General features: G+C 61.4%; 22 protein-coding genes. 6 read left to right on the top strand and 16 right to left on the bottom strand.

The genetic code is table 11. The features are described 5' to 3' along the window. Positions 1-111 precede the first annotated feature (111 nt). The 4 genes from rarD to OC71_RS02335 all read right to left on the bottom strand — a co-directional run bounded on the left by rarD (position 112) and on the right by OC71_RS02335 (position 4,724). Positions 112-993, bottom strand: coding sequence for an EamA family transporter RarD (gene rarD / locus OC71_RS02320; RefSeq protein WP_041064620.1), 882 nt, complete (start codon positions 991-993; stop codon positions 112-114). Positions 994-1,252: 259 nt separating this feature from the next. Next, positions 1,253-2,266: an aldo/keto reductase gene (locus tag OC71_RS02325; RefSeq protein WP_041063700.1), complete on the bottom strand. Its 1,014-nt coding sequence runs from the start codon at positions 2,264-2,266 to the stop codon at positions 1,253-1,255. A gap of 68 nt (positions 2,267-2,334) precedes the next feature. Then, positions 2,335-3,234: a LysR family transcriptional regulator gene (locus OC71_RS02330; RefSeq protein ID WP_041063701.1), complete on the bottom strand. Its 900-nt coding sequence runs from the start codon at positions 3,232-3,234 to the stop codon at positions 2,335-2,337. 179 nt (positions 3,235-3,413) lie between these two features. After that, a complete protein-coding gene (locus OC71_RS02335) occupies positions 3,414-4,724 on the bottom strand; it encodes an MFS transporter (RefSeq protein ID WP_041063709.1) in 1,311 nt (436 codons plus the stop codon). Between the two features lie 172 nt (positions 4,725-4,896). On the opposite strand from OC71_RS02335, the gene OC71_RS02340 reads away from it, so the two are divergent. The 4 genes from OC71_RS02340 to OC71_RS02355 all read left to right on the top strand — a co-directional run bounded on the left by OC71_RS02340 (position 4,897) and on the right by OC71_RS02355 (position 10,546). After that, positions 4,897-6,018, top strand: coding sequence for a sugar diacid recognition domain-containing protein (locus OC71_RS02340; RefSeq protein ID WP_041063711.1), 1,122 nt, complete (start codon positions 4,897-4,899; stop codon positions 6,016-6,018). Between the two features lie 246 nt (positions 6,019-6,264). Continuing rightward, entirely contained in the window at positions 6,265-7,404 is a 1,140-nt protein-coding gene (locus tag OC71_RS02345; protein WP_041063714.1) for a glycerate kinase, read from the top strand. Positions 7,405-7,691: 287 nt separating this feature from the next. Further along, a complete protein-coding gene (locus OC71_RS02350) occupies positions 7,692-9,317 on the top strand; it encodes a methyl-accepting chemotaxis protein (protein ID WP_041063716.1) in 1,626 nt (541 codons plus the stop codon). 41 nt (positions 9,318-9,358) lie between these two features. Beyond that, entirely contained in the window at positions 9,359-10,546 is a 1,188-nt protein-coding gene (locus OC71_RS02355; RefSeq protein WP_041063718.1) for a pyridoxal phosphate-dependent aminotransferase, read from the top strand. A 142-nt stretch (positions 10,547-10,688) separates the two neighbouring features. Here the strand turns inward: OC71_RS02355 and OC71_RS02360 are convergent, their stop codons facing one another. From OC71_RS02360 to OC71_RS02395, 8 genes are all read right to left on the bottom strand, one after another. Further along, on the bottom strand, positions 10,689-11,666 hold the full coding sequence (locus OC71_RS02360; RefSeq protein ID WP_041063720.1) for a D-glycerate dehydrogenase: 978 nt from the start codon (positions 11,664-11,666) through the stop codon (positions 10,689-10,691). A gap of 14 nt (positions 11,667-11,680) precedes the next feature. After that, a complete protein-coding gene (locus tag OC71_RS02365; RefSeq protein ID WP_041063722.1) occupies positions 11,681-12,979 on the bottom strand; it encodes an MFS transporter in 1,299 nt (432 codons plus the stop codon). A gap of 43 nt (positions 12,980-13,022) precedes the next feature. Next, on the bottom strand, positions 13,023-14,081 hold the full coding sequence (locus OC71_RS02370) for a sugar kinase (protein ID WP_041063724.1): 1,059 nt from the start codon (positions 14,079-14,081) through the stop codon (positions 13,023-13,025). Then, complete coding sequence (locus OC71_RS02375; protein ID WP_041063726.1) at positions 14,074-14,856, bottom strand: AP endonuclease; 783 nt, start codon at positions 14,854-14,856, stop codon at positions 14,074-14,076. Before OC71_RS02375 ends, OC71_RS02370 begins: the two co-directional genes overlap by 8 nt. 167 nt (positions 14,857-15,023) lie before the next feature. Continuing rightward, positions 15,024-16,052 carry a LacI family DNA-binding transcriptional regulator gene (locus OC71_RS02380; protein ID WP_041063727.1) on the bottom strand — a complete coding sequence of 343 codons (1,029 nt, stop codon included), beginning with the start codon at positions 16,050-16,052 and terminating at the stop codon, positions 15,024-15,026. Positions 16,053-16,218: 166 nt separating this feature from the next. Then, entirely contained in the window at positions 16,219-16,860 is a 642-nt protein-coding gene (locus tag OC71_RS02385; protein ID WP_041063729.1) for a DUF1345 domain-containing protein, read from the bottom strand. A 135-nt stretch (positions 16,861-16,995) separates the two neighbouring features. After that, positions 16,996-20,094, bottom strand: a complete 3,099-nt coding sequence (locus OC71_RS02390) for an efflux RND transporter permease subunit (protein WP_041063731.1) — start codon at positions 20,092-20,094, stop codon at positions 16,996-16,998. A gap of 15 nt (positions 20,095-20,109) precedes the next feature. Continuing rightward, positions 20,110-21,267, bottom strand: coding sequence for an efflux RND transporter periplasmic adaptor subunit (locus OC71_RS02395; RefSeq protein ID WP_041063733.1), 1,158 nt, complete (start codon positions 21,265-21,267; stop codon positions 20,110-20,112). 277 nt (positions 21,268-21,544) lie between these two features. Between OC71_RS02395 and OC71_RS02400 the strand changes: the two genes are divergently transcribed. Together OC71_RS02400 and OC71_RS02405 are read left to right on the top strand one after the other, a co-directional pair. Continuing rightward, complete coding sequence (locus OC71_RS02400; protein WP_041063735.1) at positions 21,545-22,246, top strand: response regulator transcription factor; 702 nt, start codon at positions 21,545-21,547, stop codon at positions 22,244-22,246. A 4-nt stretch (positions 22,247-22,250) separates the two neighbouring features. After that, on the top strand, positions 22,251-23,552 hold the full coding sequence (locus OC71_RS02405) for an ATP-binding protein (RefSeq protein WP_041063736.1): 1,302 nt from the start codon (positions 22,251-22,253) through the stop codon (positions 23,550-23,552). A 156-nt stretch (positions 23,553-23,708) separates the two neighbouring features. Here the strand turns inward: OC71_RS02405 and pncA are convergent, their stop codons facing one another. From pncA to OC71_RS02425, 4 genes are all read right to left on the bottom strand, one after another. Then, complete coding sequence (gene pncA / locus OC71_RS02410; protein ID WP_041063738.1) at positions 23,709-24,335, bottom strand: bifunctional nicotinamidase/pyrazinamidase; 627 nt, start codon at positions 24,333-24,335, stop codon at positions 23,709-23,711. A gap of 50 nt (positions 24,336-24,385) precedes the next feature. Next, positions 24,386-25,144, bottom strand: a complete 759-nt coding sequence (locus OC71_RS02415) for a hypothetical protein (RefSeq protein WP_041063740.1) — start codon at positions 25,142-25,144, stop codon at positions 24,386-24,388. Then, positions 25,141-25,599, bottom strand: coding sequence for a sigma-70 family RNA polymerase sigma factor (locus OC71_RS02420; protein WP_230679381.1), 459 nt, complete (start codon positions 25,597-25,599; stop codon positions 25,141-25,143). Before OC71_RS02420 ends, OC71_RS02415 begins: the two co-directional genes overlap by 4 nt. A gap of 90 nt (positions 25,600-25,689) precedes the next feature. Continuing rightward, complete coding sequence (locus OC71_RS02425) at positions 25,690-26,223, bottom strand: tetratricopeptide repeat protein (protein ID WP_041063742.1); 534 nt, start codon at positions 26,221-26,223, stop codon at positions 25,690-25,692. Positions 26,224-26,227 lie beyond the last annotated feature (4 nt).

Consider the following 26,227-nt stretch of genomic DNA (forward strand, 5'->3'; position numbering starts at 1 on the left):
CTCAGACACAAGCGGGCTTGCTCGCGAATTCGGTCTTTCATTCAACATCTTTGTCGACTGACCTGACGCTTTCGCGGGCAAGCCCGCTCCCACAGTTGTTTTGGGTTGTTTTTAAGAGCGGCGTTGCCGCATCAAGTGCTTGAAGCCTTCAAACACCAGCACCACCACCGCCAGCCAGATCGGGATGTAAGTCAGCCATTCACCGGCCTTGATACTTTCACCGAGCAACAGCGCGACACCGAGCAGCAATACCGGCTCGACATAGCTGAGCAGACCAAACAGGCTGAATGGCAACAAGCGGCTGGCAATGATGTACACCACCAGCGCCGACGCACTGATCAAACCGAGCAGCGGGATCAGCCAGAGCAGGCCCGGATACTGATCGAACACGGCAAAGCCTTGCTCGCCACCGCGTACAAACCAGTACGCCACTGGCAGCATCAGCGTCATGTCGACCCACAGACCGCCGAGGTTGTCGGTCTTCAGGCGTTTGCGCAGCACGAAGTACAGCGGATAACCGACCACAACCACCAGGGTCGCCCAGGAAAAACCGCCGACCCGATACAGCTCGTTCGCCACACCCAGCGTGGCAAAGAACACCGCGATTTTCTGCAGGTACGACAGGCTGTCGCCGTAGACGATGCGCCCGGTCAGCACCATCGCCAGCGGCAGCAGGAAATAGCCCAGCGACACGTCGAGGCTATAACCGTTGAGCGGCGCCCACATGAACAGCCACAACTGCACGCCGAGCAACGCTGCCGAAACGATCAGGCCACCTGTCAGCTTCGGAGAACCGGCCACGCGCCGCAGCAATTCCAGCACCCGCCGCCATTCACCGGAAACCAGCATGAACACGGTCATGCACGGCACAGTCAGCAGCATCCGCCAGCCGAAGATTTCCACGCCGCTCAACGGAGTGAGCAGCGAGGTGTAGTAATACATGACGGCAAACAGCACCGAAGCTGAAACCGATAGAGCGATACCTTTAGACAAACTGTCCTCGCGGTGGGTGATCAAACAGGGCGCGCAGGATACGTGGTTTTTGTGCTGAATATTGGCCGAGTGCTCAATATTTCCCACATTCTGAAGATAAGCACAAAACCTGTGGGAGCGAGCCTGTTCGCGAAAGCGGTGTGCCAGACAACGCAGATGTTGAATGTGCCGGCCTCTTCGCGAGCAGGCTCGCTGCCACAATGGATTGGTGTTGCCCTCGTAATCTGCTGACGCCGCTGATGCCCGGCTTGTGAGGCTTTCAGGCCTGGCGCGGTTTACGGCCCGACACAAAATGGCTTACATCATTGAACCCCGGTGTCGACGCGTGCCCCGGGGTCACCAGCGAGTCGATAAACGCTTCATCCTCCGCCGTGATCTGCACCGCCTGCGCCTTGGTGTAAGCATCCCACTGCTGCTCGGTGCGCGGCCCGACGATCGCCGAAGTTACCGCACTGTTGTTCAGCACCCAGGCAATTGCGAATTCGACCATGCCCACGCCACGGCCTTGGGTGTATTGCTGGATCTGCTGAGCAATGCGCAGCGATTCAACCCGCCATTCGGTTTCCAGAATGCGTTTGTCCTGACGTCCGGCGCGGCTGTTGGCATCCGGAGTGACATCGGGTGCGTATTTGCCGCTGAGCACGCCACGGGCCAGCGGGCTGTAAGGCACCACGCCGAGGCCATAGGTCTGCGCGGCGGTGATCTGTTCGGTCTCGGCCTGGCGGTTGACGATGTTGTACAGCGGCTGGCTGATCACCGGGCGGTCGATACCGAGCTTGTCAGCGATACGAATCACCTCGGCGATGCGCCAGCCGCGATAGTTCGACAAGCCCCAATAGCGAATTTTACCCTGACGAATCAGATCGCCAATCGCCGACACGGTTACTTCCAGAGGGGTGTTGTGGTCCTCGCGGTGCAGGTAATAGATGTCGAGATAGTCGGTACCGAGGCGCGTGAGGCTGGCTTCCAGACCGTTGAAGATGTGCTTGCGGCTCAAACCGCTGCGGTTTGGCACGCCGTCCGCCGGGCCGAAACCGACCTTGGTTGCCAACACCCAGTCGTGCCGATGGCGGGCGATCGCCTCGCCGACAATTTCTTCCGAGCGGCCGTTGGTGTAGACGTCCGCGGTGTCGATGAAATTGATGCCCTGATCCCAGGCCTTGTCGATGATGCGCAGCGAATCCTCGGCGCTGGTCTGTTCGCCAAACATCATCGTGCCGAGGGTGAGGGTGGACACCTGCAACCCCGAGTGCCCCAGTGTGCGATAGCTCATGCCGAAATCCTTTTATCGGTGGGAAAGCTTCCATCAAATACCAGAAGCGTCCGACGGGGCAAAGTGAATTATCGGCTCAGTGCTGCGCAACGCGTCTGTAAAAACGCCTGCAACACCCGAACGCGTTCGGACACTTGGACCCGATGCGGGCAGAGCAGATTGAACGGCACGCTCTCGCCATGCCAGTCATCGAACAGCGTCAGCAGGCGTCCGCCGCGCACATCCTCGGCGACGTCCAGCCAGGCCTTGTAGGCAATGCCATGCCCGGCCAGCGCCCAGCGCCGCGCGACTTCGCCGTCATCGCTGAGATAGTCACCGTGGACTTCAACTTCCAGCGTTTCGTCCTCGCGACTGAAGCGCCAGGTGTTGTAAGGCCGGCCGTTGCGCAAATAGAGCAGGGCGCTGTGCTCGTTCAGTTCGCCGGGATGTTGCGGGGTACCATGGCGAGCCAGATAGTCCGGGCTGGCGCAGGCTACTCGTCGATGCGCCGGCAGAATCGGCAGCGCCACCAGCGTCGAGTCGCTGGGCACGCCGAAGCGCAGCGCGACATCCACGGTTTCGCGAAACAGATCGGCGTGCCGATCGTTGAGCAGCAGTTGCAATTGAATATTCGGGTGTTCGCGTTTGAATTCATCCAGCCATGCCAACAATACGTTGCGCCCGAAATCCGACGGCGCCGCCAGTTGCAGCACCCCACTGAGGCCTTCGCCGTGTTGCTTGAGCGCTTGTTCGCCTTCGGCCAGGGCGGACAAGGCGATGCGTACACTGTCGAGATAGCGCCGACCTTCTTCGGTCAAGCGCATGCTGCGGGTGGAGCGCGCGAGCAGGCGAATGCCGAGACGGGTTTCCAGGCGCTTCAACGCAATGCTGGCCGCGGCCGGCGTCAGTTCCAGCGCGCGGGCAGCGGCGGAGATGCTGCCGGAGTCGGCCACGCGGACGAAGATCTCCAGATCGAGAATCGAGCTCATTGGTAAAAATCCTTTAAAGATCTGTGCGTTTTTGCGGGATTTTTACGTGATTGGCAAGTTCGGGCGTTGCAATCAGTAAAGAAAAAAGATCGCAGCCTGCGGCAGCTCCTACATGGAAATACGCGTTTTCCTGTAGGAGCTGCCGCAGGCTGCGATCTTTTGATCTTAAAGCGTGATGATTAAGCCCGCAGAGTCCTCGTCATGCGCAACGCCAGCAAGCTGCCGCCAACGATCACACCCGCCAGCAGATACAACGCGGCATCGGTCGAACCGGTGCTGTCCTTGACCCAACCCACCAGGTACGGGCTGAGGAAGCCGGCCATCTGCCCCATCGAGTTGATCAACGCCAGTCCGCCGGCCGCGGCGCCTGCGCTCAACAGCGCAGTCGGCACTGGCCAGAACATCGGCAGACCGGTCAGCGCGCCCATGGTCGCAAGGGTCAGGCCGAGAATGGCGATGGCCGGGTTGGCGGCGAAGTTCACCGCGATCAGCAGACCGAGGGCGCCCATCAGCATCGGCACCACCAAATGCCAGCGACGCTCTTTGCGCAAGTCCGCCGAACGCCCGACCAGCAGCATGAACACCGCCGCCAGCAGATACGGAATCGCGCTCAACCAGCCGATCACCAGGTTGTCGCTGAAACCGAGGTTTTTGATGATCGACGGCAGCCAGAAGTTGATCGCGTACACGCCGCTCTGGATGCAGAAGTAGATCAGGCCAAACGCCCAGATCGCCGGGTTCTTGAATACCGCAAGCAACGAGTCCGAGGTGGTTTTCGGTTTGTTCGCCAGGTCTTCGGCCTGATCGGCTTCAAGCACCGCGCGCTCGTGCGGGCTCAGCCACTTGGCGTTGGCAAAGCTGTCACTCAGCAGGAAATAGGCGAGGGCGCCGAGGATCACCGTCGGGATGCCTTGCAGCAGGAACATCCACTGCCAGCCCGCCAGGCCGCCCTGCCCGGCGGCGAAGTGGTTGAGGATCCAACCGGAAAACGGGCTGCCGAGCAGGCCGGAGACCGGGATCGCCGACATGAACAGCGCCATGATCCGCCCACGGCGAAACGTCGGGAACCATTGCGAGAGATACAACACCACACCGGGGAAGAACCCGGCTTCTGCCGCGCCGGTGAACAGGCGCAGGGTGTAGAACTGGGTCGGGGTGGTGACGAACAACAGGCAGGTCGATAGCGTGCCCCACGTGATCATCATCAGCGCGATCCAGCGCCGTGGACCGAACTTGGTCAGCGCGAGGTTGCTCGGTACGCCGCACAGCACGTAGCCGATGAAGAAGATCCCGGCGCCGAGGCCGTACACGGTTTCACTGAATTTCAACGCGTCGAGCATCTGCAGCTTGGCAAAGCCGACGTTGACCCGGTCGAGGTAGTTGAACAGGTAGCAGATGAAAATGAAGGGAATCAAACGCAGGGTGATGCGTTTGTAGACGGCGTTTTTACCGTCGTCGATGGTCTGGGTAGCTGCGGCGCTCTGCGACATAGCGGCTCTCTCTTTATTATGATTTTTTGCGATGCACAGGTTAACGTTGATCGCCCTGAGAGTCTCGGCCACCTTTGGCCGGATTGTCTTTGTGCCTGAGCACAGGGTTTGCCGCCAGACCCTGTGCGGGTGAACAACCGTCCGCCGCCGTTGCTTAAGGATTTTGCCGATCATGTTCGAACTCGATCACGACCTCGCTCAGGATATCGTCGACCGGGCCATGGCCATTTTGCCCTATAACGTCAATGTCATGGACAGCCAGGGCCTGATCCTCGGCAGTGGCGAACCGGAGCGCATCAACACCCGTCACGAAGGCGCGCAACTGGTGCTGGCCAACGGCCGCGTGGTGGAAATCGATGCGCAAACGGCGATGCATCTCAAAGGTGTGCAGCCGGGGATCAACCTGCCGCTGTTACTCGATCAGCGCCTGATTGGCGTACTCGGCATTACCGGCGAGCCGGAGCAACTGCGCACCTACGCCGAACTGGTGCGCATGACTGCCGAAATGCTCGTTGGTCAGCGCAATCAGCAGGCCGAGCAGCAATGGCGGCGCCAGCGTTGCGATGACCTGCTGGCGTTGCTGTTGAGCGACGCCGGCGACTCGCCGCGGCTGGTCGATGAGGCGCAGCAACTGGGGCTCAAGCCGCAGTTGACCCGGGTGCCGTACCTGTTCGAGCTGGGCCTGGAACAAGGGCCGGGACAAACCGTCGAGGCATTGAGCGCATGGTTGACCTCGCGCTACCCGGACAGCTGGTGCGTGAGTTCGGCCAAGTCATCGCTGCTGTGGTGCCGGCCCGCAAGTCAGACGGTTGAGCATGATCGTTTGCTGGAAAAGCTGGATGGCCTGGGCTGGAACATTCTGCGCATCGCCGTGGGCGGGCAGGCGGATGGGCTGGCCGGTTTGCGCCGCTGTTATCGACGGGTCGGCGATCTGCTGGCGTATGGGCGTGAGGTGCTGCCGCAGTCGCGACTGCTGACGCTCAATCGCTATCGTTTGCCGGTGATGCTCTGGCGCCATCGCAACGATGATGCGCTGGATGAGTTGCTCAAACCGTTGCGCAAGGTCATCGCCAAGGACGGCAACGGCCAGTTGCTCGCGACCCTGCGCAGTTGGTGTGAACACGACGGCCAGAGCCAGGCCTGTGCCGATGCGCTGGGCATTCACCGCAACAGCTTGCGTTACCGGATGGAGCGGATTGCCGAGATCAGCGGAGTTGATCCGTTGCGGCTGGACGGGATGTTGGCGTTGTACCTTGGGCTGCAATTACTGCCGCAGACTGATCCGGCGGTGTGAGTTGTTCTTAAGGCCGCCATCGCTGGCAAGCCAGCTCCCACAGGTTTACAAGGTGATTACAAGTTATGTAGCCACTGAAGATCCCTGTGGGAGCTGGCTTGCCAGCGATGAGGCCAGAGCATTCGGCATCAAGTCCAAGGCTTTTGTAGAAATGAACAATAAACGCCAACCGCCCTTGTGCAGCGGACAGGCGTCAATGCGCGTGCCGACTGGCAGCATGAAGCGCATTGGAACTGGAGAATTCGCATGAAGATCGTCATCGCCCCCGATTCGTTCAAGGACAGCCTGAGTGCCCAAGGCGTTGCCGAGGCCATTGCCTTGGGCCTGGCGCAAGTCTGGCCGCACGCCACGCTGGTCAAATGCCCGATGGCTGACGGCGGCGAGGGCACGGTGGAGTCGATTCTTGCTGCCTGCGAAGGCGAACTGCGCAGGACTCGGGTACGCGGGCCGCTGGGCACTCCGGTCGATGCGGCATGGGGCTGGCTGCCGCACAACCACACCGCGATCATTGAAATGGCCGAGGCCAGTGGTTTGCAGTTGGTGCCTACGGGGCAGCGCGATGCCTGCATCACCAGCACCTTCGGCACCGGTGAACTGATTCGCGCCGCACTGGATGCCGGCGCGCAACGGGTGATTCTGGCCATTGGCGGCAGCGCCACCAACGATGGCGGCGCCGGCGCGATGCAGGCGCTGGGGGTGAAATTGCTCGATGCACAAGGTCAGGTGCTGGTACCGGGCGGCCTGGCCTTGGCGCAACTGGCGCGGCTGGACTTGAGCGAGCTTGATCCGCGTCTGGCCCAAGTGCGCTTCGACATCGCCGCCGACGTCAACAATCCACTGTGCGGGCCGCATGGCGCCTCGGCGATTTTCGGCCCGCAAAAGGGCGCGTCACCGGTACAGGTGCAACAACTGGATCAGGCCCTCGGTCACTTCGCCGAGCTCTGCGCGCAAGCGTTGGGCAAAGACGTTCGCGATGAGCCGGGCAGCGGCGCGGCCGGCGGGCTGGGCTTTGCGGCGAAAGCGTTTCTGGGCGCGCAATTTCAAGCAGGCGTGGACGTGGTGGCCGAGCTGGTGGGCCTGGCTGAAGCGGTCAACGGCGCCGATCTGGTGATCACTGGCGAAGGCCGCTTCGACGCGCAGACCCTGCGCGGCAAAACGCCGTTTGGTGTGGCGCGGATCGCCAAAAAACACGATGTCCCGGTAATCGTCATCGCTGGCACCTTGGGTGAGGGTTATCAGGAACTCTACGAGCACGGCATCGACGCCGCATTCGCCGTCACCAGCGGCCCGATGACCCTGGAGCAGGCCTGCGCCGAAGCTCCACGCTTGTTGCGCGAGCGGGCGACGGACATCGCCCGGGTCTGGCGGATGGCAGCGAAATCCTGAGTAAACCCTTTAGGAGCTGCCGAAGGCTGCGATCTTTTGATTTTGTTTTTAAAGATCAAGATCCAAAGATCGCAGCCTTCGGCAGCTCCTACAGGGGCGTGTTAGTGTTTCAGTGGTGAAACACCTTGAAAAATATTTTCGCTTTACACGAAATCTTCCTAAAGCCCAGCCGATACAGAGGTCAGGCGCACACAGATTCCCTCGAACAGTGCCGCCGGACTGATCCCGCTCAAGGGCCAGTGATGACGGCAAGGACGCTCGCAGTTACCTCTATCGAGAGTCCAACCATGTCCCTGCGTAACCTGAATATCGCGCCTCGTGCTTTCCTCGGTTTTGCCTTTATCGCCTTGTTGGTGATTGTCCTTGGCGTGTTCGCCGTCAACCGCATGTCGACCATCCGTCAGGCCTCCATCGACATGGAGACCAATCAACTGCCCAGCGTCACCTACCTTGGCGTGGTAACGGAAAACGTTTTGCGCCTGCGGATCCTGTCGTTCCGGATTCTGGTCAACCGCGACCCGGCAGGCCTGCAAGAAGCGCAAACCCGCATCGGCGTGCTGGTGGACAAGGTGCGCAGTGCTCAGGCCAGTTACGCCGCGTTGCCGGCAGAGAGCGAAGAGCGTGCGTTGTATCAGACGTTCGCGACCACGCTCGACAACTACCTGCAAGCGCAAAACCAGATGATGGAGCTGTCGCGTCAGGACAAGGTCGACGAGATGCGCACCTTGATCAACACGCGAATCAAGGACGGCACTGACCAGATGGGCGAACAGCTCAACAAGCTGATCGCAATCAACGCTGCAGGCGCGAAAGTCGCCTCCACGCAGGCCGGTGAGCACTACGACAGCGCCATTACCGGTATCGTCATTGTGGCTGTTGTCGCGGCGCTGGCCACCGTCCTGCTGGCCCTGCTGCTGACCCGCAGCATCGTCACCCCATTGAACCGTGCCGTACAGGCGGCGCAAACCATCGCTGGCGGCAACCTGACCCAGTCGATTGAAGTGGATGGCAAAGACGAAGCCACACAATTGCTGCAAGCCTTGTCGACGATGCAGACCAATCTGCGCAAAACCATCGAACAGATCGCCGGCTCCGCCACTCAGTTGGGCGCGGCTGCCGAAGAGCTGAGCGCGGTCACCGAAGAAGCCTCCCGTGGCCTGCAACAACAGAACAACGAGATCGAACAGGCCGCCACCGCCGTCAACGAAATGACCGCCGCTGTGGAGGAAGTCGCACGCAACGCGGTCTCGACCTCCGAAGCCTCGAACCAGTCGACCCAGGCCGCCCGCGAAGGTCGCGATCAAGTGGTGAAAACCGTCGACGCGATCCAGACCATGACCCATGACGTGCAGAGCACTGCGCAAATGATCGAAGGCCTCGCCGCACAGGGCCGCGACATCGGCAAGGTGCTCGATGTGATCCGCGCCATCGCCGAACAGACCAACCTGCTGGCCCTCAACGCGGCGATCGAAGCGGCGCGTGCCGGTGAGGCCGGACGCGGTTTTGCGGTGGTAGCGGACGAAGTACGTGCCTTGGCCCATCGCACTGCGCAATCGACTCAGGAAATCGAAAAAATGGTCGCCGGTATTCAGAACGGCACCGGTGAAGCCGTGTCGTCGATGCAGCAAAGCAACCAGCGCACCCAGACCACCCTGGAAATGGCTCGTGCCGCTGGCGTGGCACTGGAGCAGATTACCCAGTCGATCCATCAGATCAACGAACGCAACCTGGTGATCGCCAGCGCCTCGGAAGAACAGGCGCAGGTCTCGCGTGAGGTCGACCGCAACCTCGTCAACATCCGTGATCTGGCCACGCAATCGGCCGCCGGGGCCAACCAGACCAGCGCCGCGACCCATGAACTGTCGCGTCTGGCGGTGGATTTGAATGCGATGGTGGCGCGGTTTGTGATTTGACCTAGGGTGAAGGCTGGAGACCGCGCCATCAGGAGACGTACATGCGCTATTCAGCCTTGACCCAACGCATCGCCGGGGAGGGCGCAGCGGCCTGGCAGATTCATGACCGCGCGCTGGCGTTGCGCGCCGAGGGAGTCGACATTCTGCTGCTGAGCGTGGGTGATCCGGATTTCGACACGCCGCTGCCGATCATCCACGGCGCCATCGACAGCCTGTTGGCTGGCGATACCCATTATTCCGAAGTGCGTGGCCGACTGGCGCTGCGCAAGCTGATCGCCGCTCGCCACCAGCGGCGCAGCGGTCAAGTGGTGGATGCCGAGCACGTGATCGTGCTGCCCGGCGCGCAATGCGCGGTGTATTCGGTTGCTCAATGCCTGCTGGATCCGGGTGACGAAGTGATCGTCGCCGAGCCGATGTACGTGACCTACGAGGGTGTGTTCGGCGCGTGCGGCGCGACGGTGGTGCCGGTGCCGGTACGGCCGGAAAACGGCTTTCGCGTTGATCCCGCCGATGTCGCCGCGCGGATCACGCCGAAGACCCGCGCGATGTTGCTCAACAGTCCCAATAATCCTTCCGGCGCGAGCCTGTCCCTGCTGATCTGGCAGGAACTGGCGGCGCTCTGCATGCGTCACGATTTGTGGCTGATCAGCGACGAGGTCTACAGCGATCTGCTTTACGAGGGCGAGCACATCAGCCCGGCGAGTCTGCCGGGCATGGCCGAACGTACGGCGACCATCAACAGTTTGTCGAAATCCCACGCCATGACCGGTTGGCGCATCGGCTGGTCGATCGGGCCGAAAGCGCTGGCCGAGCATCTGGTGAACCTGTCGTTGAGCATGCTTTTTGGCCTACCGGATTTTGTGCAGAAAGCGGGGGAGATTGCGCTGCACAGCGATCTGCCGGAGGTGACACAGATGCGCGAGGAATATCGTTTGCGCCGCGATCTGGTCTGCGAGCATTTGCGCGGCTGCCCGGGGTTGCAACCGATTCGCCCGGATGGCGGGATGTTCGTGATGGTCGATGTGCGCCAGACCGGGTTTGGTGCGCAGGCATTTGCCGAGCGGCTGCTGGAAGGTTACGGGGTGTCGGTGCTGGCCGGTGAAGCGTTCGGGCCGAGTGCGGCGGGGCATATTCGCATCGGGCTGGTGCTGGATCGGGTGAAGCTGGCGGATGCTTGTGCACGGATTGCGTTGTGTGCGGTGCAGTTGTTGCAGGCGCGTAGTGCCTGACAGTTTTGTGTTGCCTGTCCCGGCCTCATCGCTGGCAAGCCAGCTCCCACAGGGTTTTGTGTCGTTCTGAAATGTAATGAACACTGAAGAACCTGTGGGAGCTGGCTTGCCAGCGATTTGGCCAGAACAGGCACTGAAGATATCAGCCTTGCCAAGCCACCGGATTCACCAGATTCACCGGCTTCTCCCCAGCCAAAGCCGCCAGCAGATTGTCCACCGCACACCGCGCCATCGCCTCCCGCGTCTCATGCGTCGCCGAACCCATGTGCGGGGTTGCCACCACATTGTTCAACTGCAACAACGGCGAATCATGATTCAGCGGCTCACGCTCGAACACATCCAGCCCCGCTGCGCGAATCCGCTGGTGGCGCAACGCGTCGATCAGCGCTGCCTCATCCACCACTTTGCCGCGCGAGATATTGATGAAGATGCTCTCGGGGCGCATCAGCGCAAACTGCTCGGCGCCAATCAGGCCTTCGGTCTGCGCAGTCAGCGGCAGGGTCAGGCAGATGAAATCAGCCTCTTGCAGCAGCGCTTCCAGGCTGCGGTACTGCGCCGCAAAACGTTCCTCAACGGCCGGTTTGCGCGACTGGCTGTGATAGAGCACCGGCATGCCAAAACCGAAATGCCCGCGCTGCGCCAGCGCCTCGCCGATGCGACCCATGCCGATGATGCCCAGGGTCTTGCCGTGCACATCGGTGCCGAAATGCGCCGGGCCGATGTTGCGGTGCCACTGGCCACTGCGCACCATGTTCGCCAGTTCCACCACGCGCCGGGCCGTGGCGAGGATCAGCGCGAAACCTGTGTCAGCGGTGGTTTCGGTGAGCACATCCGCGGTGTTGCTGAGAAGGATCTTGCGTCGGCTCAGGTAGTCGATGTCGTAGTTGTCGACGCCCACCGAAACGCTGGCAATCGCCTGCAGTTGCGGTGCCAGATCGAGTAGCGCGGCGTCGAGTTTCAAGCTGGCACCGAGCAAACCGTGGGCGCTCGGCAAGGCGTCGCGCAGCTTCATCAGCCCGTCGGCATCGAGGCTTTCGATCAGCGTCACTTCACACGCTTGTTGCAGGCGCGCCATCAGCGCTGGCGACAGTTTCTTGTACAGCACGACTTGCTTTTTCATGGGCAAAAATCTCTTCAGGAATGCGCCGGCACAGGACGCGTGGCAACGGCTTTGGCCACGACACGATCACTGGCGCCGGGCTTGAGAAAAATTGTCAGCACCACCGACAGCAGCAACGCGCCGCTCATCAGCAAATACGAAGCGCCGGGCGAACCGGTGGAGCTGTTCAGATAACCGACCAGGTACGAGCCACCGAACGAACCGAGCGCGCCCATGCTGTTGATCAGCGCCATAGCCCCACCGGCAACGTTGGCCGGCAGGATCTCCGGAACGATGGCGAAGAACGGCCCGTAAGGCGCGTACATGCAGGCGCCGGCGATCACCAGCAGCGTGTAGGACCACCAGAAATGTTCCGCGCCCAAGGCGTAGGAGCCGTAGAACGCGATGGAGGCGATCAGCAGCGGCGGCCAGACGAAGCGTTTACGTTTTTGCAGCTTGTCCGAGCCCCACGACACCCCGAGCATGCCGATCACCGCCGCCAGATAGGGCAGCGCCGACAGCCAGCCGGCTTCGATCATGTCCATTTGCGCGCCGGCCTTGAGGATCGACGGCAGCCACAGCACGAAGCCATAGACGCCAATGCTCCAGCAGAAAAACTGCAGCGCCAGAATGATGACCTTCGGCGAACGGAAGGCTTCGGCGTAGTTCTTCACCGCTTTGATCCCGACCTGTTCGGCGGCGAGAGCGCTTTCCAGATCGTGCTTTTCCTGTTCGCTCAGCCACTTGGCCTGAGCAGGACGATCATCGGCCAGCTTCCACCAGATAAACGCCCAGATCACCGCCGGCAAACCTTCGATGATGAACATCCAGCGCCAACTGAAGTGCTGCACCAGATAGCCCGAGACCACCGACATCCACAACATCGTGACCGGGTTGCCGAGGATCAGAAAAGTGTTGGCCCGCGAGCGCTCGGCACGGGTGAACCAGTGGCACAGGTAGACCAGCATCGCCGGCATTACTGCGGCTTCGACCACGCCGAGCATGAAGCGAATCACGATCAGCCAGTAGGCGTTGGACACGACGCCGGTCAGCGTGGCGAGCCCGCCCCAGAAGATCAGGCTGAAGAAAATCAGTTTTTTCACGCTGTGCTTTTGCGCGTAGATCGCCCCGGGCACCTGGAAGAAAAAGTAGCCGAGGAAGAACAGCGCCCCGAGCAATGAAGACAGGCCCGGGGTGATCATCAAGTCGGCGGCCATGCCGGACGCGGCGGCGAAGCCGTAGTTGGCACGATCGAGGTACGCCAGGCTGTAGGTGATGAACACGATCGGCATGATGTACCACCAGCGGCGGGCGGCGAGGGTTGTGGTTTTCATGGTGTTGCTCCTGAGCTTGTTGTTTTTGTCGCAGCAGGTTCAATTAATGGGTTGTCTGAGCGGGCCTCATCGCTGGCAAGCCAGCTCCCACAGGTATCTCGGGTAAGTCGACTATTGCATCCCCACCGCCGAACCCTGTGGGAGCTGGCTTGCCAGCGATGGCGGCCTCGAATTCGCTGGAGAGCTCAGACCGGGTCGGCAACCCCTCCATATCCCCGCGACTCTGCACCGCCCGACTACCAATCCAGTTGGCGCGTTGCACCGCCTCGGCAAAGCTCTGATGTTCAAGCAGGGCACTGATCATGCCGACGGCAAATCCGTCGCCCGCACCCACGGTGTCGACCACGTTGGCCACCGGCACTCCGGCGACAAACCCCTGATCCAGTTGCGTGCGGTAATAAGCGCCTTGCGGCCCAAGCTTGATCGCCACGGCTTCGGCGCCCTGATCGAGATAGAACGCGGCGATGTCCGCCGGATCTTCGAAGCCGGTCAGCAAGCGACCTTCACTCAAACCCGGCAGTACCCAGTGGGCGAGGGCGGCGAGGCGGTTGATTTCGCGGATCATCTCTTGCTCAGAGGCCCACAGGCTCGGGCGCAGATTGGGGTCGAACGACACGCTGCGCCCGGCATGGCGCATGCGAGTCATCAGTTCGAACGACATTTCCCGAGCGCTGGCCGACAGTGCCGGTGGAATCCCGGTGGCGTGCAGGTGGCGGGCACTGAGCAAAGTGTCGCTGATCGACTGCACGGACAGATGACTGGCCGCCGAGCCACGGCGGAAATACTCGACCTGCGGGTCGCTGCCATCGTCGTTACGGGATTTGAACTGGAAACCGGTCGGGTGCTGGTCATCGACCGCGACGTGACTGCAATCCAGACCTTCCTCGATCAAGGTCTGGACCACGAACCGTCCGAGGGAATCGGCGCCGACCCGGCTCAGCCACGCCACATTGAAACCCAGGCGCGACAAGCCGATCGCCACATTGCTGTCGGCGCCGGCAATGCGTTTGTGAAAATGTTCGACCGCCGCCAGATCACCGGTCTGCTCGGCGACCAGCATCGCCATGGTTTCACCGAACGACAGAATATCGATCTCAGACATGGGCAGGCTCCAGACGCGATTGGCCAAGGCGGGCGAGGGCGGCGACATGTTCGGTGGTAATTGCCACCAGGTCATCGCCCTGCAGTGGGTATTCGGCGGCGCGCATAACGCCTTGGGCCATGTGCCGCAGCAGTTGTTCCCACAAATGCAGGTCGCTGACGGCGGGCGGCACGGCGACCAGTTTGCCGTCGGCGCGCCGGGCCACGGCTTTGCAGTGCACGTAGCCGACATGCCGTCCGAGCAGACGTGCGGCGTTGGCGGCGGACTGGTCCTGCCACTGCCAGTTGCCGATATCGAAGGTCATCTTGATCGGCAAGTCATGCTGCTCGACCGCCGCGAAAAAGCGCTGGAACGGCTCGATGCGGCCGCCCTGCAAGGTCTGGTCGTTTTCCACCAGTAGCTGCACCGGGCTGTTGCCCAGCAGTTGCTGCAGCGCCTGCAAATCACAGTTGTCGGTGAAATAGCCGAGTGAGACTTTCAGCCATTTTGAGCCAAACGCCTGGGCGTGTTGCAGGGCGTTGATCAATTCGGGATTGGGCCGCGCCTGACCGGCGAGCCACAGTTCGGTCGGCGACGAATAGATGCTTTGCAGACCCTGCGCCTGGGTGGCGGCTTGCAATTGTGCAGGCACTTCGCGGGTCAGCAACTCTTCGCGCCATTCGATGCGATCGGCACCGGCGGCGGCCAGCACGTCGATGAAGAAATCTTGCCCGCGTTGGCGCACAAGCTCGGCGCCGTAGCTGGACAGGCTGATGGAAACGGCGGGTTTATTCATTGTTATCTGCCTCTGAAACCGGTTTCATTTTTGTTCAAAAAAAATCAGGTGGTTCTGTGATGGCCTTTCGGGCCGCATCGCTGGCAAGCCAGCTCCCACAAGGTTCTGGGGATTGCATTAACACCACAAACACCTGTGGGAGCTGGCTTGCCAGCGAAGGCGTCAGCTCACACACCACCATTCCCTCGGGTAGAACCGCGCTCAATCAGCACCGGGGTAAAATCGAGCCTGCGTGGAATCTCGACATCCCCCCGCAAACGCTTGAGCAAACACTCAAACGCCCGCGCGCCAATCTCGGCCGTTGGCTGGGCGAGGGCGGTAATCCCGCTGCCCACCAACGGGTACCAATCCAGGTCATCCAGGGCAATCAGCCCGACATCCGCGAATAACCCGCAGCCGATTTCACGCAAGGCGAGGGTGCAGGCCAGCGCCGCCACGCCGTTGGCGCAGAACAGTGCTTTAGGCCCGGTAGCCGGTGTGTTCAAAAAGGTTTGAAGATCAGTGGCGAGTGTGTCGCCGGTTTCCAGCACGGCCCCGGTCAATTCGGAACGCTGGGCAATGTGCGCCTGAAAACTGCTGACCCGCTCGATCCGCGAACTGGTGCCGTCATAAGGTTCAGTCACCATCAACACATCGCGATAGCCGCGCTGCTCAAGGTGCGTCAGGGCCATCTCGACAGCCTGCGCGTTGTTCAGCCCGAGCATGTCGCTATTGAGGCCATCGACCTTGCGATCCACCAGCACCAGCGGCATTTCCCGGTGCAGTTCGTGGAGTTCGTCACGGTGATGACCGAGGGTGTTCACGATCAGCCCTTCGATGTTGTACGAGCGCAACAACGCCAGGTGTTGGCGTTCCTGCTCGTCATCGCGGTCGGTGTTGCACACCACCAGGCTGTAGCCATGCGCACGGCAGGCGGTTTCCACCCCGTGCATCACGGCAATCGAATAAGGGTTGCGGATATCGGCCACCAGCATGCCGATCAGGCGCGTGCGCCCGCGTTTCAGACCACGGGCCATCTGGTTCGGGCGGTAACCCAGTTCGCTGATCGCCTGCTCGATACGCAGGGCGATGGCGTCGGAGAGCAGGGCGCGGTCATCGCCGATGAAGCGCGAGACGCTGGCCTTGGACACGCCGGCGCGTTCGGCAACATCGAGCATGGTCACGCGGCTGCGCTGGGCGGCGGAAAAGTCGTTCACGGTGTGAAACCTTATTATTGGATTTATTCGTTTCGTGCGCCGCGATGGCGCTGAAACCGGTTTCAGGAAACACCAGAAGCCGACGCTCCGTCAAGTGAATGCGCGTGGTACTTCAACCTGGCGCCGACGGGCGGTGCTTAGCGTTATTGAGGTATCTGCGCAATGCTCAGCCAAACAGGCCGGCAGCGATGTTGATCGAAAAGCCCAGAATCGCGGTGTTGAACACAAACCCGATCAACGACTGCGCCAGGACGATCTTGCGAATCTCCCGGGTAGCCACGCCGACATCGGCCGTCTGCACCGCCACGCCGATGGTGAAGGAAAAATACAGGAAGTCCCAGTAATTGGGCGTGGTCAGGCCTTCGGCAAAACGCAGGGCCGGTTCCTTGCCGTCCCAGGTGTAAAACAGGCGTGCGTAGTGCACACAGAAGATCACCCCGATCACCAGCCACGAACCTACCACGGTGACGGCGGTGAAGGCGTAATGCAGAAGTTTGCGATGGGTATCCAGATCCTTGCTACCGGCCAGTTCCAGGGTAATGGCGGCGAGACTCGCCAGGGCTGCGATACACACCACGAACAGCACCAGCCCGGCGTTTTCGTCTTCGATGACAGCAATACGTTTGACGTCCGGCGCCTTCGCCCGAACGGTCAACCAGAACATCAGGATCAGGTAGGTCCAGACGCCCGCATTCCAGCCGATGAGGATTTTGCTGACGATGGCGTCGGCAGGAACCAGCAGGCCGGTGGCAAGGCCAACCAGGGCGGCGGCGGACAGGCGAGGGTGGGTGCGGGCGAGAAAGCGCATGGGGATTCACAGTGATGATCGATCCCTGCACCTTAGCGCACGCTATCGTGCTTTTGTAGGCGCTGCTGGCTGCGATTCTTTTGATTCTGTTCTATCAAGATCAAAAGATCGCAGCCTGCAGCTCCTGCAGTGGGATCAAGGGTGTTTGCTGAAGCGTTGGACGAGCTTCATGACCACCACGAAAAACAACGGCACAAAAATCACCGCCAGGGTCGCCGTGATCATCCCGCCGATCACCCCGGTACCGATCGCCTGCTGACTCGCCGAACTGGCACCGGTGGCGATGGCCAAAGGCACCACGCCAAGGATGAACGCCAGCGAAGTCATGACAATCGGTCGCAGACGCAGGCGCGCTGCCTGCAACGTTGCATCGATCAGGTCGTGGCCTTCGTCATACAGGCTCTTGGCGAATTCGATGATCAGGATCGCGTTCTTCGCCGACAGACCAATGATCGTGATCAGCCCGACCTTGAAGAACACGTCGTTGGGCATGCCGCGCAAGGTCACCGCCAGCACCGCACCGAGTACGCCCAGCGGTACCACCAGCAGCACCGAGGTCGGAATCGACCAGCTCTCGTACAGCGCCGCCAGACACAGGAACACGATCAGCAGCGACAGGCCGAGCAGGATCGGTGCCTGACTGCCGGACAACCGTTCCTGCAGCGACAGCCCGGTCCATTCCTGACCCAGGCCTTTCGGCCCTTGGGCGACCAGTCGTTCAATCTCTGCCATCGCTTCACCGGTACTGTGCCCCGGCGACGGTTCGCCAGAAATCGCAATCGCCGGGTAACCGTTGTAACGGGTCAGTTGCGCCGGGCCTTGGGTCCATTTCGCCTGGACGAACGCCGACAGCGGCACCATGTGCCCGGCGTTATTGCGCACGTGCATTTTCAGCAGATCATCGACCTGACTGCGCTGATCGCCTTCGGCCTGGACCACCACCCGCTGCATGCGCCCCTGATTGGGGAAGTCATTGATGTAGGAAGAACCCACGGCGGTGGACAGCACGTTGCCGATGTCGGCGAACGACACACCCAGCGCGTTGGCCTGCTTGCGGTCCACTTCCAGTTGCACCTGCGGCGCTTCGGCCAGCGCGCTTTCGCGCACGTTCATCAGGATCGGGCTTTTCTCGGCGGCGGCGAGCAATTCGGTACGCGCCTGCATCAACGTCGCGTGACCGAGACCGCCGCGATCCTGCAGACGGAATTCGAAGCCGCTGGAAGTACCGAGACCGTCAACCGGTGGCGGCAATACCGCAAACGCGATGGCGTCCTTGATCTGGCTCAGGGCGATGTTGGCGCGGTCGGCAATCGAAGTGGCCGAATCGTCGCTGCCGCGTTCCGACCAGTCTTTCAGGGTGGTGAACGCCAGTGCCGCATTCTGCCCGCTACCGGAGAAACTGAAGCCGAGAATCACCGTGCTGTCGCCCACCCCCGGTTCACTGGCGTTGTGCGCCTCGATCTGCTCGACCACCTGCACCGTACGGTTCTTGCTCGCGCCCGGCGGCAGCTGAATATCGGTGATGGTGTAACCCTGATCCTCGACCGGCAGAAACGAGGAGGGCAGCCGCGCGAAGCACAACCCCATGCCGATCAGCAGCACGCCATAGATCAACAGATAACGTCCGCTGCGCTTCAGCGCGTAACCGACCCAGCCTTGATAGCGATCGGTCAGTTGCTCGAAGCGGCGATTGAACCAACCGAAGAAGCCGCTCTTTTCATGATGCTCGCCCTTGGCAATCGGCTTGAGCAGCGTGGCGCACAAGGCAGGCGTCAGCGTCAGGGCCAGAAACGCCGAGAACAGGATCGACGTCGCCATCGACAGCGAGAACTGCCGGTAAATCACGCCCACCGAACCCTGCATGAATGCCATCGGAATGAACACCGCCACCAGCACCAGGGTAATGCCGATGATCGCCCCGGTGATCTGCTTCATCGCTTTGCGCGTGGCGTCTTTTGGCGACAAGCCTTCGGTGGCCATGATGCGCTCGACGTTTTCCACCACAACGATGGCGTCGTCCACCAGAATGCCGATCGCCAGCACCATGCCGAACATGGTCAGCACGTTGATCGAGAAACCCAGCGCGAGCATGGTGGCGAAGGTGCCCATCAGCGCCACCGGCACCACCAGCGTCGGAATCAGGGTGTAGCGAATGTTTTGCAGGAACAGGAACATCACCGCAAACACCAGCAGCATCGCTTCGCCGAGGGTGTAGACGACTTTGGTGATCGAGACTTTGACGAATGGCGAGGTGTCGTAGGGAATCTTGTATTCGACGCCGGCCGGGAAGTAGCGCGACAGCTCGTCCATCTTCGCCCGGATCAACGTGGCGGTCGCCAGCGCATTGGCCCCCGGGGCCAGTTGCACGCCAACGGCGGTGGACGGCTTGCCGTTCAGGCGCGTGCCGAACTGGTATTCCTGACTGCCGATCTCGACCCGCGCCACATCGCCGATGCGTACGGTAGAACCATCGGGGTTGGCCTTGAGCACGATGTCGGCGAACTCTTCGGGCGTCGACAACTGACCCTTGACCAGAATGGTCGCGGTGATTTCCTGCGTAGACGGGTTGGGTAAATCGCCAATACTGCCTGCCGATACCTGGGCGTTCTGCGCGACGATGGCGGCGTTGACGTCGGCCGGGGTCAGGTTGAAACCGATCAGCTTCTGCGGATCGATCCAGATCCGCATCGCGCGTTCAGCGCCGTACAGTTGGGCCTTGCCGACGCCGTCGATGCGTTTGATTTCGTTCATCACGTTGCGCGCCAGGTAATCGCTGAGCGCTACGTCATCGAGGTTGCCGTCGCTGGAGGTCAGGGTGATCAGCAGCAGGAAGCCGGCGGAGACTTTTTCCACCTGCAGACCTTGCTGATTGACCGCTTGCGGCAGGCGCGACTCGACCACTTTGAGGCGGTTCTGCACATCAACCTGGGCCAGTTCCGGGTTGGTGCCCGGCTGGAACGTGGCCTTGATCGTCGCGCTGCCGAGGCTGCTCTGCGATTCGAAGTACAGCAGGTGATCGGCGCCGTTGAGCTCTTCTTCGATCAGGCTGACCACGCTTTCATCGACGGTTTGCGCCGAGGCACCGGGGTACACCGCGTAGATTTCGATTTGTGGCGGCGCGACGTCGGGGTACTGCGCCACCGGCAATTGCGGGATGGCCAGCGCACCGGCCAACAGGATGAACAGGGCGACAACCCAGGCGAACACCGGGCGGTCGATAAAGAACTGCGGCATAGAAGAGCGTCCTGCTTACTGACCAGAAGTCTGGGCAAGGGGAAGAGGGGTGTCGTCGATCTGCACTTTTTCGCCGGGACGGGCGTGTTGCAGGCCTTCGATGACAATACGGTCGCCGGGCTTGAGGCCGCCGGTGACGATCCAGCGGTCGTTTTGCACTGCGCCCAGTTGCACCGGTTGCTGCGCCACGCGCATCTGCTGGTCGACAGTCAGCACCTGAGCGATACCTGCGCTGTCACGCTGCACTGCACGTTGCGGTACGGTGATGCCGTTCTGCACAGTCGCTTGTTGCAGGCTTACGCGAATGAAACTGCCCGGCAACAGGTCGAGATCGGGATTGGGGAACTCGCTGCGCAGGATGATCTGGCCAGTGCCTGGATCGACCGTGATGTCGCTGAACAGCAACTTGCCCGGTAACGGGTAGAGACTGCCGTCATCCTGAATCAGCGTGGCCTTGACCTGATCCTGACCGACTGCCTGCAACTGCCCGGAACGGAACGCGCGACGCAGTTCGTTGAGTTCACGGGTCGACTGGGTAAGGTCGGCGTAGATCGGATTGAGTTGCTGGATCAGCGCCAGTGGCGTGGTTTCGTTCTGCCCGACCAGCGCGCCTTCGGTAACCAGAGCACGGCCGACCCGCCCGGAAATCGGCGCGGTGACGGTGGCGTAGCCGAGGTTCAGCTTCGCGCGTTCCACTGCAGCTTTATTGGCGGCCACATCGGCGGCGGTTTGCCGGGCATTGGCGCGGGCGTTGTCGTAGTCCTGAGCGCTGATGGCCTTGTCGTCGATCAACTGCGCGTAGCGCTGCTCTTGCAACTTCGCCTGAAAGGCGTTGGCCTCGGCCTTGCGCAGCGCAGCTTCGGCGCTATCAAGATCAGCCTTGAACGGTGCCGGATCGATGCGAAACAGCACGTCACCCTTTTTCACGTCGCTGCCTTCACGAAAGGTTCGTTGCAGCACCACACCGGCAACCCGGGCACGCACTTCGGCGATGCGCGGTGCGGCGATGCGCCCGCTCAGTTCACTGCTGATCGACAGGGGGCGGGCCTCGATGGTCTCGATGCGCACGGTGGCCGGCGGCGCTTCTTCTTCGGCCTTCGAAGACGAATCACAGGCGCTCAGCAACGACGCAACAGCGATCAGGCCGAGCCCGGCCAGAAGTTTTTTCGACATGTACCACCCCCAATATTGAAGCCCGCATCCTAAGGCCAGACGCCGAGGGTAGCGGTGAAGCTTTGTAGGCGCTGTGTGAAATTGTGTAAGGGTTTTACTCAGGGACGGGTGAGGGCGTATATCCTTTACGCCTTGAATTCTTTTGTGACGGTTGGACCGCTTTCGCGAGCAGGCTCGCCCCCACACAGGTTTTGTGAACGACGCAAAATCGATGTGGGCGCGAGCCTGCTCGCGAAGAGGGTCTGACATCCACCACAGCAATATTTGGAACACCCCCATGCCCAACATCCTCCTGGTCGAAGACGACACCGCCCTCGCCGAACTGATTTCCAGCTACCTGGAGCGCAACGGCTATTCCGTCAGCGTGATCGGTCGCGGTGACCATGTGCGTGAACGGGCACGGATCAATCCGCCGGATCTGGTCATTCTCGACCTGATGCTGCCGGGGCTCGACGGCCTGCAAGTCTGCCGTCTGCTGCGGGCCGATTCGGCGACGCTGCCGATCCTGATGCTGACCGCCCGCGACGACAGCCACGATCAGGTGCTGGGCCTGGAAATGGGCGCCGACGATTACGTCACCAAGCCCTGCGAGCCACGGGTTCTTCTGGCCCGGGTGCGCACCTTGCTGCGACGCAGCAGCCTCGGTGAACCGATGACGGTCAATGACCGCATCGTCATGGGCAATCTGTGCATCGATTTGTCCGAGCGCACCGTGACCTGGCGCGGGCAGCCGGTAGAGCTGTCCAGCGGCGAATACAATTTGCTGGTGGTGCTGGCCCGGCATGCCGGTGAAGTGCTGAGCCGCGATCAGATTCTGCAGCGTCTGCGCGGCATCGAGTTCAACGGCACCGATCGTTCGGTGGACGTGGCGATTTCCAAGCTGCGGCGCAAATTCGACGACCACGCGGGCGAGGCGCGCAAGATCAAGACCGTGTGGGGCAAGGGTTACCTGTTCAGCCGTTCCGAATGGGAATGCTGAGCTGATGTTCAGAATCCTGTTTCGCCTGTATCTGGTGACGATCGTCTCCTACAGCGCGGCAATCTATCTGGTGCCGGATCTGGTGATCATGGCGTTCCGCGAGCGCTTCATCACCTACAACCTCGACTACTCGCGCGGCTTACAATCGCTGATCACCCGTCAGTTTCACGCGGTGCCACAGGACCAGTGGCCAGCCTTGGCGCAGTCGATGGACAAGGACTTCCAGCCGCTGCACATCGTTCTGGCGCGCATCGACGACGCCGGTTTCACCGCCCCCGAGCAGGCGCGTTTGCGCCGTGGGGAAAACGTGGTGCGCATTGGCGATTGGGGATGGCGCACGTTGGCGGTCACGCCGCTGAACGATGATGTCGCGGTGCAAATGGTGGTGCCGCCGGATCCGTTGGACGTCAATCTGTTGTACTGGAGCATCAACGTGCTGATCGGCGCGACCATGCTCGCCTGCCTGCTGTTGTGGATTCGCCCGCACTGGCGTGATCTGGAGCGCCTCAAGGGGGCCGCCGAACGCTTCGGTAAAGGCCACTTGAGCGAGCGTACGCAGATTCCCGCCAGCTCCAACATCGGCAGCCTGGCCAATGTCTTCGACACCATGGCCGGCGATATCGAAAATCTGCTCAACCAGCAGCGCGACCTGCTCAATGCGGTATCTCACGAATTGCGCACGCCGCTGACCCGTCTGGATTTCGGTCTGGCCCTGGCACTGTCCGATGATTTGCCGGCGACCAGTCGCGAGCGCCTGCAAGGGCTGGTGGCACACATTCGTGAACTGGATGAACTGGTGCTGGAACTGTTGTCTTACAGCCGCCTGCAGAATCCGGCGCAATTACCGGAACAGGTTGAGGTTTCGCTGGATGAGTTCATCGACAGCATTCTGGGCAGCGTCGATGAAGAGCTGGAATCGCCGGACATCGTCATCGACGTGCTGCTGCACGGTCAGCTCGAACGCTTCACGCTGGATCCGCGCCTGACCGCGCGGGCGATCCAGAACCTGCTGCGCAATGCCATGCGCTATTGCGAGAAACGCATTCAGATTGGCGTGCAGGTCAGCCCTGATGGCTGCGGGATCTGGGTCGACGATGATGGGATTGGTATCCCGGATGACGAGCGCGAGCGGATTTTCGAGCCGTTTTATCGCCTGGATCGCAGCCGCGACCGCGCTACCGGTGGTTTTGGTCTGGGCCTGGCCATCAGCCGCCGGGCGCTGGAGGCGCAGGGCGGGACACTGACGGTGGAAAGCTCGCCGCTGGGTGGGGCGCGGTTCAGGTTGTGGTTGCCCACTGCCGCCTGAATAAAGTGAAGGAAAACCTGTGGCGAGGGAGCTTGCTCCCGCTGGGCTGCGGAGCGGCCCTGGACAAACTGCGGCCAGGCGGCATTTGTCGTTTTTGCGACGGCTTCGCCGCCGAGCGGGAGCAAGCTCCCTCGCCACAGGGATGCGGTTGCTGTGTCAGATGAGTTGGTTCGACTCAATCAAGCCAACCCCGGCCGTCTGCATCCGCTCCATGGCCGTCGCCAGTGAGCCCTCCATATCAATGGCGCGACAGGCATCCAGCACCACAAACGTATTGAACCCCGCCGCCCGCGCGTCCAGCGCCGAGAACATCACACAGAAATCCAGCGCCAGACCAACCATGTACACCGTGTCGATACCGCGTTCTTTCAGGTATCCGGCCAGCCCGGTGGTGGTGCGCCGGTCCGCCTCGAGAAATGCCGAATAGCTGTCGATGTCCGGGTTGCAGCCCTTGCGGATGATCAGCTGCGCATGAGGCAGTTTCAGGTCGGGGTGAAACTCGGCACCGGCGCTGCCTTGCACGCAATGATCCGGCCAGAGGGTCTGCTCGCCGTAGGGCAACTGAATCACCTCATACGGTTTGCGCCCGGGGTGACTGGAGGCGAATGACGCGTGGCCGCTCGGGTGCCAGTCCTGGGCAATGATCACTTGTTTGAACAGGCCGCTGAGGCGATTGATCAGCGGGACGATCTGATCGCCTTCGGGCACGGCCAACTGGCCGCCGGGGATGAAGTCGTTCTGCACGTCAATGACCAGCAGGGCGCTGCGGGGTGAAATCTGCATCGGGGGTTCCTCCTTGGATAATCACTCGCTCAGCATAGTGGCAGCGACTCTCATGCGCTCAACCGTTCGATCAAGCGCCTGGCCAGATCTTCCAGTTCCGGCGCCGGGTTGTGCCCGATCAACATCCACGCATGCTCGCCTTCGGCCCAGTACACCACGTTCATTTCATGGCGCCGTTCGTGCGCCAGTGGCCGGCTGCCGCTATTGGAGCGGGTCACGCATAAGGCCAGCGGACCATGCCTGGCGTCCAGATAGGTCAGTTGCGCAATCGGTACGCCGTCGTACTCGAGCATTTGTGCACGTTTGAGTTCGGCGCCCGGCAACTTCAGCACTGCCGGTGACAGCTTCAGACCGAGCCGCGCGTCAACCGCACGCAATTGCGCGCGTTGGCTGGCTTCGTCGCCCGGCAAATGATCAAGCGTTTGCGGCACATACAGCGCCATATAGTCGCCCACCAAGGCGCGCCAGTTATGCGCCTGCTGTGACTGCCAGGCGAGAAACAGGCGATCGGCCAATACGCCGCCCGCCAGCAGACTCGCGGCGGCCGCACCGATAAACCAGCGTCGGCTCAGGCCCGGCCGCTGGGGGGCGGGGATGGCATCGAGGCGCGCCTGCAAACGCTCCAGCGGCGCCTGTTGCGCCAGTTCGTCATAGGCATCCTTGTACGGCAGGCTGCTGCGTTCAAACCATTGCACGCGCAGGCTGAGCAACGGGTCGTCGACAATTGCGCTGTCGAGCTGATTGCGATACGCCGGGTCCAGCTCATGATCAAGGTAGGCCACCAGTTGTTCGTCAGAGGGCTTGTTCATGGGCGGTCACCTCCGGTGGTTTTCGGCACGGCTTGCAGCGGCGGGTATTCGGCCAGTTTCAGCCGCGCGGTGGCCAGACGACTCATCACCGTACCGATCGGCACTTGCAGGATCTCGGCGACTTCGCGGTAGGACAGGCCTTCGACGTAAGCCAGGTATACGGTTTCGCGTTGGGTTTCCGGCAACGCATCGACCCGGCGAATCACCTGCGCCGCCATGACGTGGGTTTGTGCGGCGTATTCGCCGTCGAAGGCCAGTTGCCCGTCGGCATCGACCTGGCCTGCACCCTGACGCACCCGGCGGGCGCGCACTTCATTGAGCCAGATCGAATGCAGGATGCTCAGCAACCAGCGATCCATGCGCGTGCCGGCTACATATTGCCCGGCACGTTCCAGCGCCCGCACGCATGTGGCTTGCACCAGGTCCTCGGCCACGTGCCGATTGCGCGACAACAGCAGGCCGTAGCGCCACAGTCGCGCCAGATGCTGTCCGAGTTCCGCTCTGAATGCCTGATCGCTGACGATGATGGCGTTCCTTTATCTGTTTCAGGTTTTCGATGAATCGTTGATGGCTTCAGCCAGGTCCTGGTATTCCTCGCAAGAAGTCCCGCAAATCGATTTAATCTGCTGCAACTGTTCCTGCGCCAGGTCGACGCGGCCTTTGATTACATAGGCTTCGCCGAGGTATTCACGCACTTGCGCGTACTGCGGATCGAGTTTCACCGATTGCAGGTAATAGCCGATGCCTTCATCGGTACGCCCCAGTTTTCGCGTGGCGTAACCGCGATAGTTGAGGGCTTTGGCGGTGTTCGGTTGTTTGAGGGTGTCGAGCAGGGCCAGGGCTTCTTCGTATCGACCGTCCTTGGCCAGTCTGTAGGCGTAATCGGTACGGTCGGCATCCGGCACGGCGCGGCTGGTCTGCATCACGCATTTCTGCGATTTGCTGTCCCAGACCTGGCCTTTGGGGCAATTGGGTTTCTGCACGGGCGCACTTTCATCACCGTTGGCAAACGCCATCGATGCAGACAGCGTGGTCACCAGCAGCAACGGGGCGGCGAACATAACGGAACGGATAGTCATGGGC

Source organism: Pseudomonas sp. W15Feb9B, from assembly GCF_000828175.1.
Taxonomy (GTDB): domain Bacteria; phylum Pseudomonadota; class Gammaproteobacteria; order Pseudomonadales; family Pseudomonadaceae; genus Aquipseudomonas; species Aquipseudomonas parakoreensis.

What these genes read in the sequence shown, in the direction of transcription:
- OC71_RS02415 (WP_041063740.1), bottom strand. Translation starts at nt 25,144, where the DNA reads ATGAACAAGCCCTCTGACGAACAACTGGTGGCCTACCTTGATCATGAG.
- OC71_RS02400 (WP_041063735.1), top strand. Translation starts at nt 21,545, where the DNA reads ATGCCCAACATCCTCCTGGTCGAAGACGACACCGCCCTCGCCGAACTG.
- pncA (WP_041063738.1), bottom strand. Translation starts at nt 24,335, where the DNA reads ATGCAGATTTCACCCCGCAGCGCCCTGCTGGTCATTGACGTGCAGAAC.
- OC71_RS02370 (WP_041063724.1), bottom strand. Translation starts at nt 14,081, where the DNA reads ATGTCTGAGATCGATATTCTGTCGTTCGGTGAAACCATGGCGATGCTG.
- OC71_RS02385 (WP_041063729.1), bottom strand. Translation starts at nt 16,860, where the DNA reads ATGCGCTTTCTCGCCCGCACCCACCCTCGCCTGTCCGCCGCCGCCCTG.
- OC71_RS02340 (WP_041063711.1), top strand. Translation starts at nt 4,897, where the DNA reads ATGTTCGAACTCGATCACGACCTCGCTCAGGATATCGTCGACCGGGCC.
- OC71_RS02375 (WP_041063726.1), bottom strand. Translation starts at nt 14,856, where the DNA reads ATGAATAAACCCGCCGTTTCCATCAGCCTGTCCAGCTACGGCGCCGAG.
- OC71_RS02355 (WP_041063718.1), top strand. Translation starts at nt 9,359, where the DNA reads ATGCGCTATTCAGCCTTGACCCAACGCATCGCCGGGGAGGGCGCAGCG.
- OC71_RS02330 (WP_041063701.1), bottom strand. Translation starts at nt 3,234, where the DNA reads ATGAGCTCGATTCTCGATCTGGAGATCTTCGTCCGCGTGGCCGACTCC.
- OC71_RS02335 (WP_041063709.1), bottom strand. Translation starts at nt 4,724, where the DNA reads ATGTCGCAGAGCGCCGCAGCTACCCAGACCATCGACGACGGTAAAAAC.
- OC71_RS02345 (WP_041063714.1), top strand. Translation starts at nt 6,265, where the DNA reads ATGAAGATCGTCATCGCCCCCGATTCGTTCAAGGACAGCCTGAGTGCC.
- OC71_RS02360 (WP_041063720.1), bottom strand. Translation starts at nt 11,666, where the DNA reads ATGAAAAAGCAAGTCGTGCTGTACAAGAAACTGTCGCCAGCGCTGATG.
- OC71_RS02425 (WP_041063742.1), bottom strand. Translation starts at nt 26,223, where the DNA reads ATGACTATCCGTTCCGTTATGTTCGCCGCCCCGTTGCTGCTGGTGACC.
- OC71_RS02350 (WP_041063716.1), top strand. Translation starts at nt 7,692, where the DNA reads ATGTCCCTGCGTAACCTGAATATCGCGCCTCGTGCTTTCCTCGGTTTT.
- OC71_RS02405 (WP_041063736.1), top strand. Translation starts at nt 22,251, where the DNA reads ATGTTCAGAATCCTGTTTCGCCTGTATCTGGTGACGATCGTCTCCTAC.
- OC71_RS02325 (WP_041063700.1), bottom strand. Translation starts at nt 2,266, where the DNA reads ATGAGCTATCGCACACTGGGGCACTCGGGGTTGCAGGTGTCCACCCTC.
- OC71_RS02390 (WP_041063731.1), bottom strand. Translation starts at nt 20,094, where the DNA reads ATGCCGCAGTTCTTTATCGACCGCCCGGTGTTCGCCTGGGTTGTCGCC.
- OC71_RS02395 (WP_041063733.1), bottom strand. Translation starts at nt 21,267, where the DNA reads ATGTCGAAAAAACTTCTGGCCGGGCTCGGCCTGATCGCTGTTGCGTCG.
- OC71_RS02365 (WP_041063722.1), bottom strand. Translation starts at nt 12,979, where the DNA reads ATGAAAACCACAACCCTCGCCGCCCGCCGCTGGTGGTACATCATGCCG.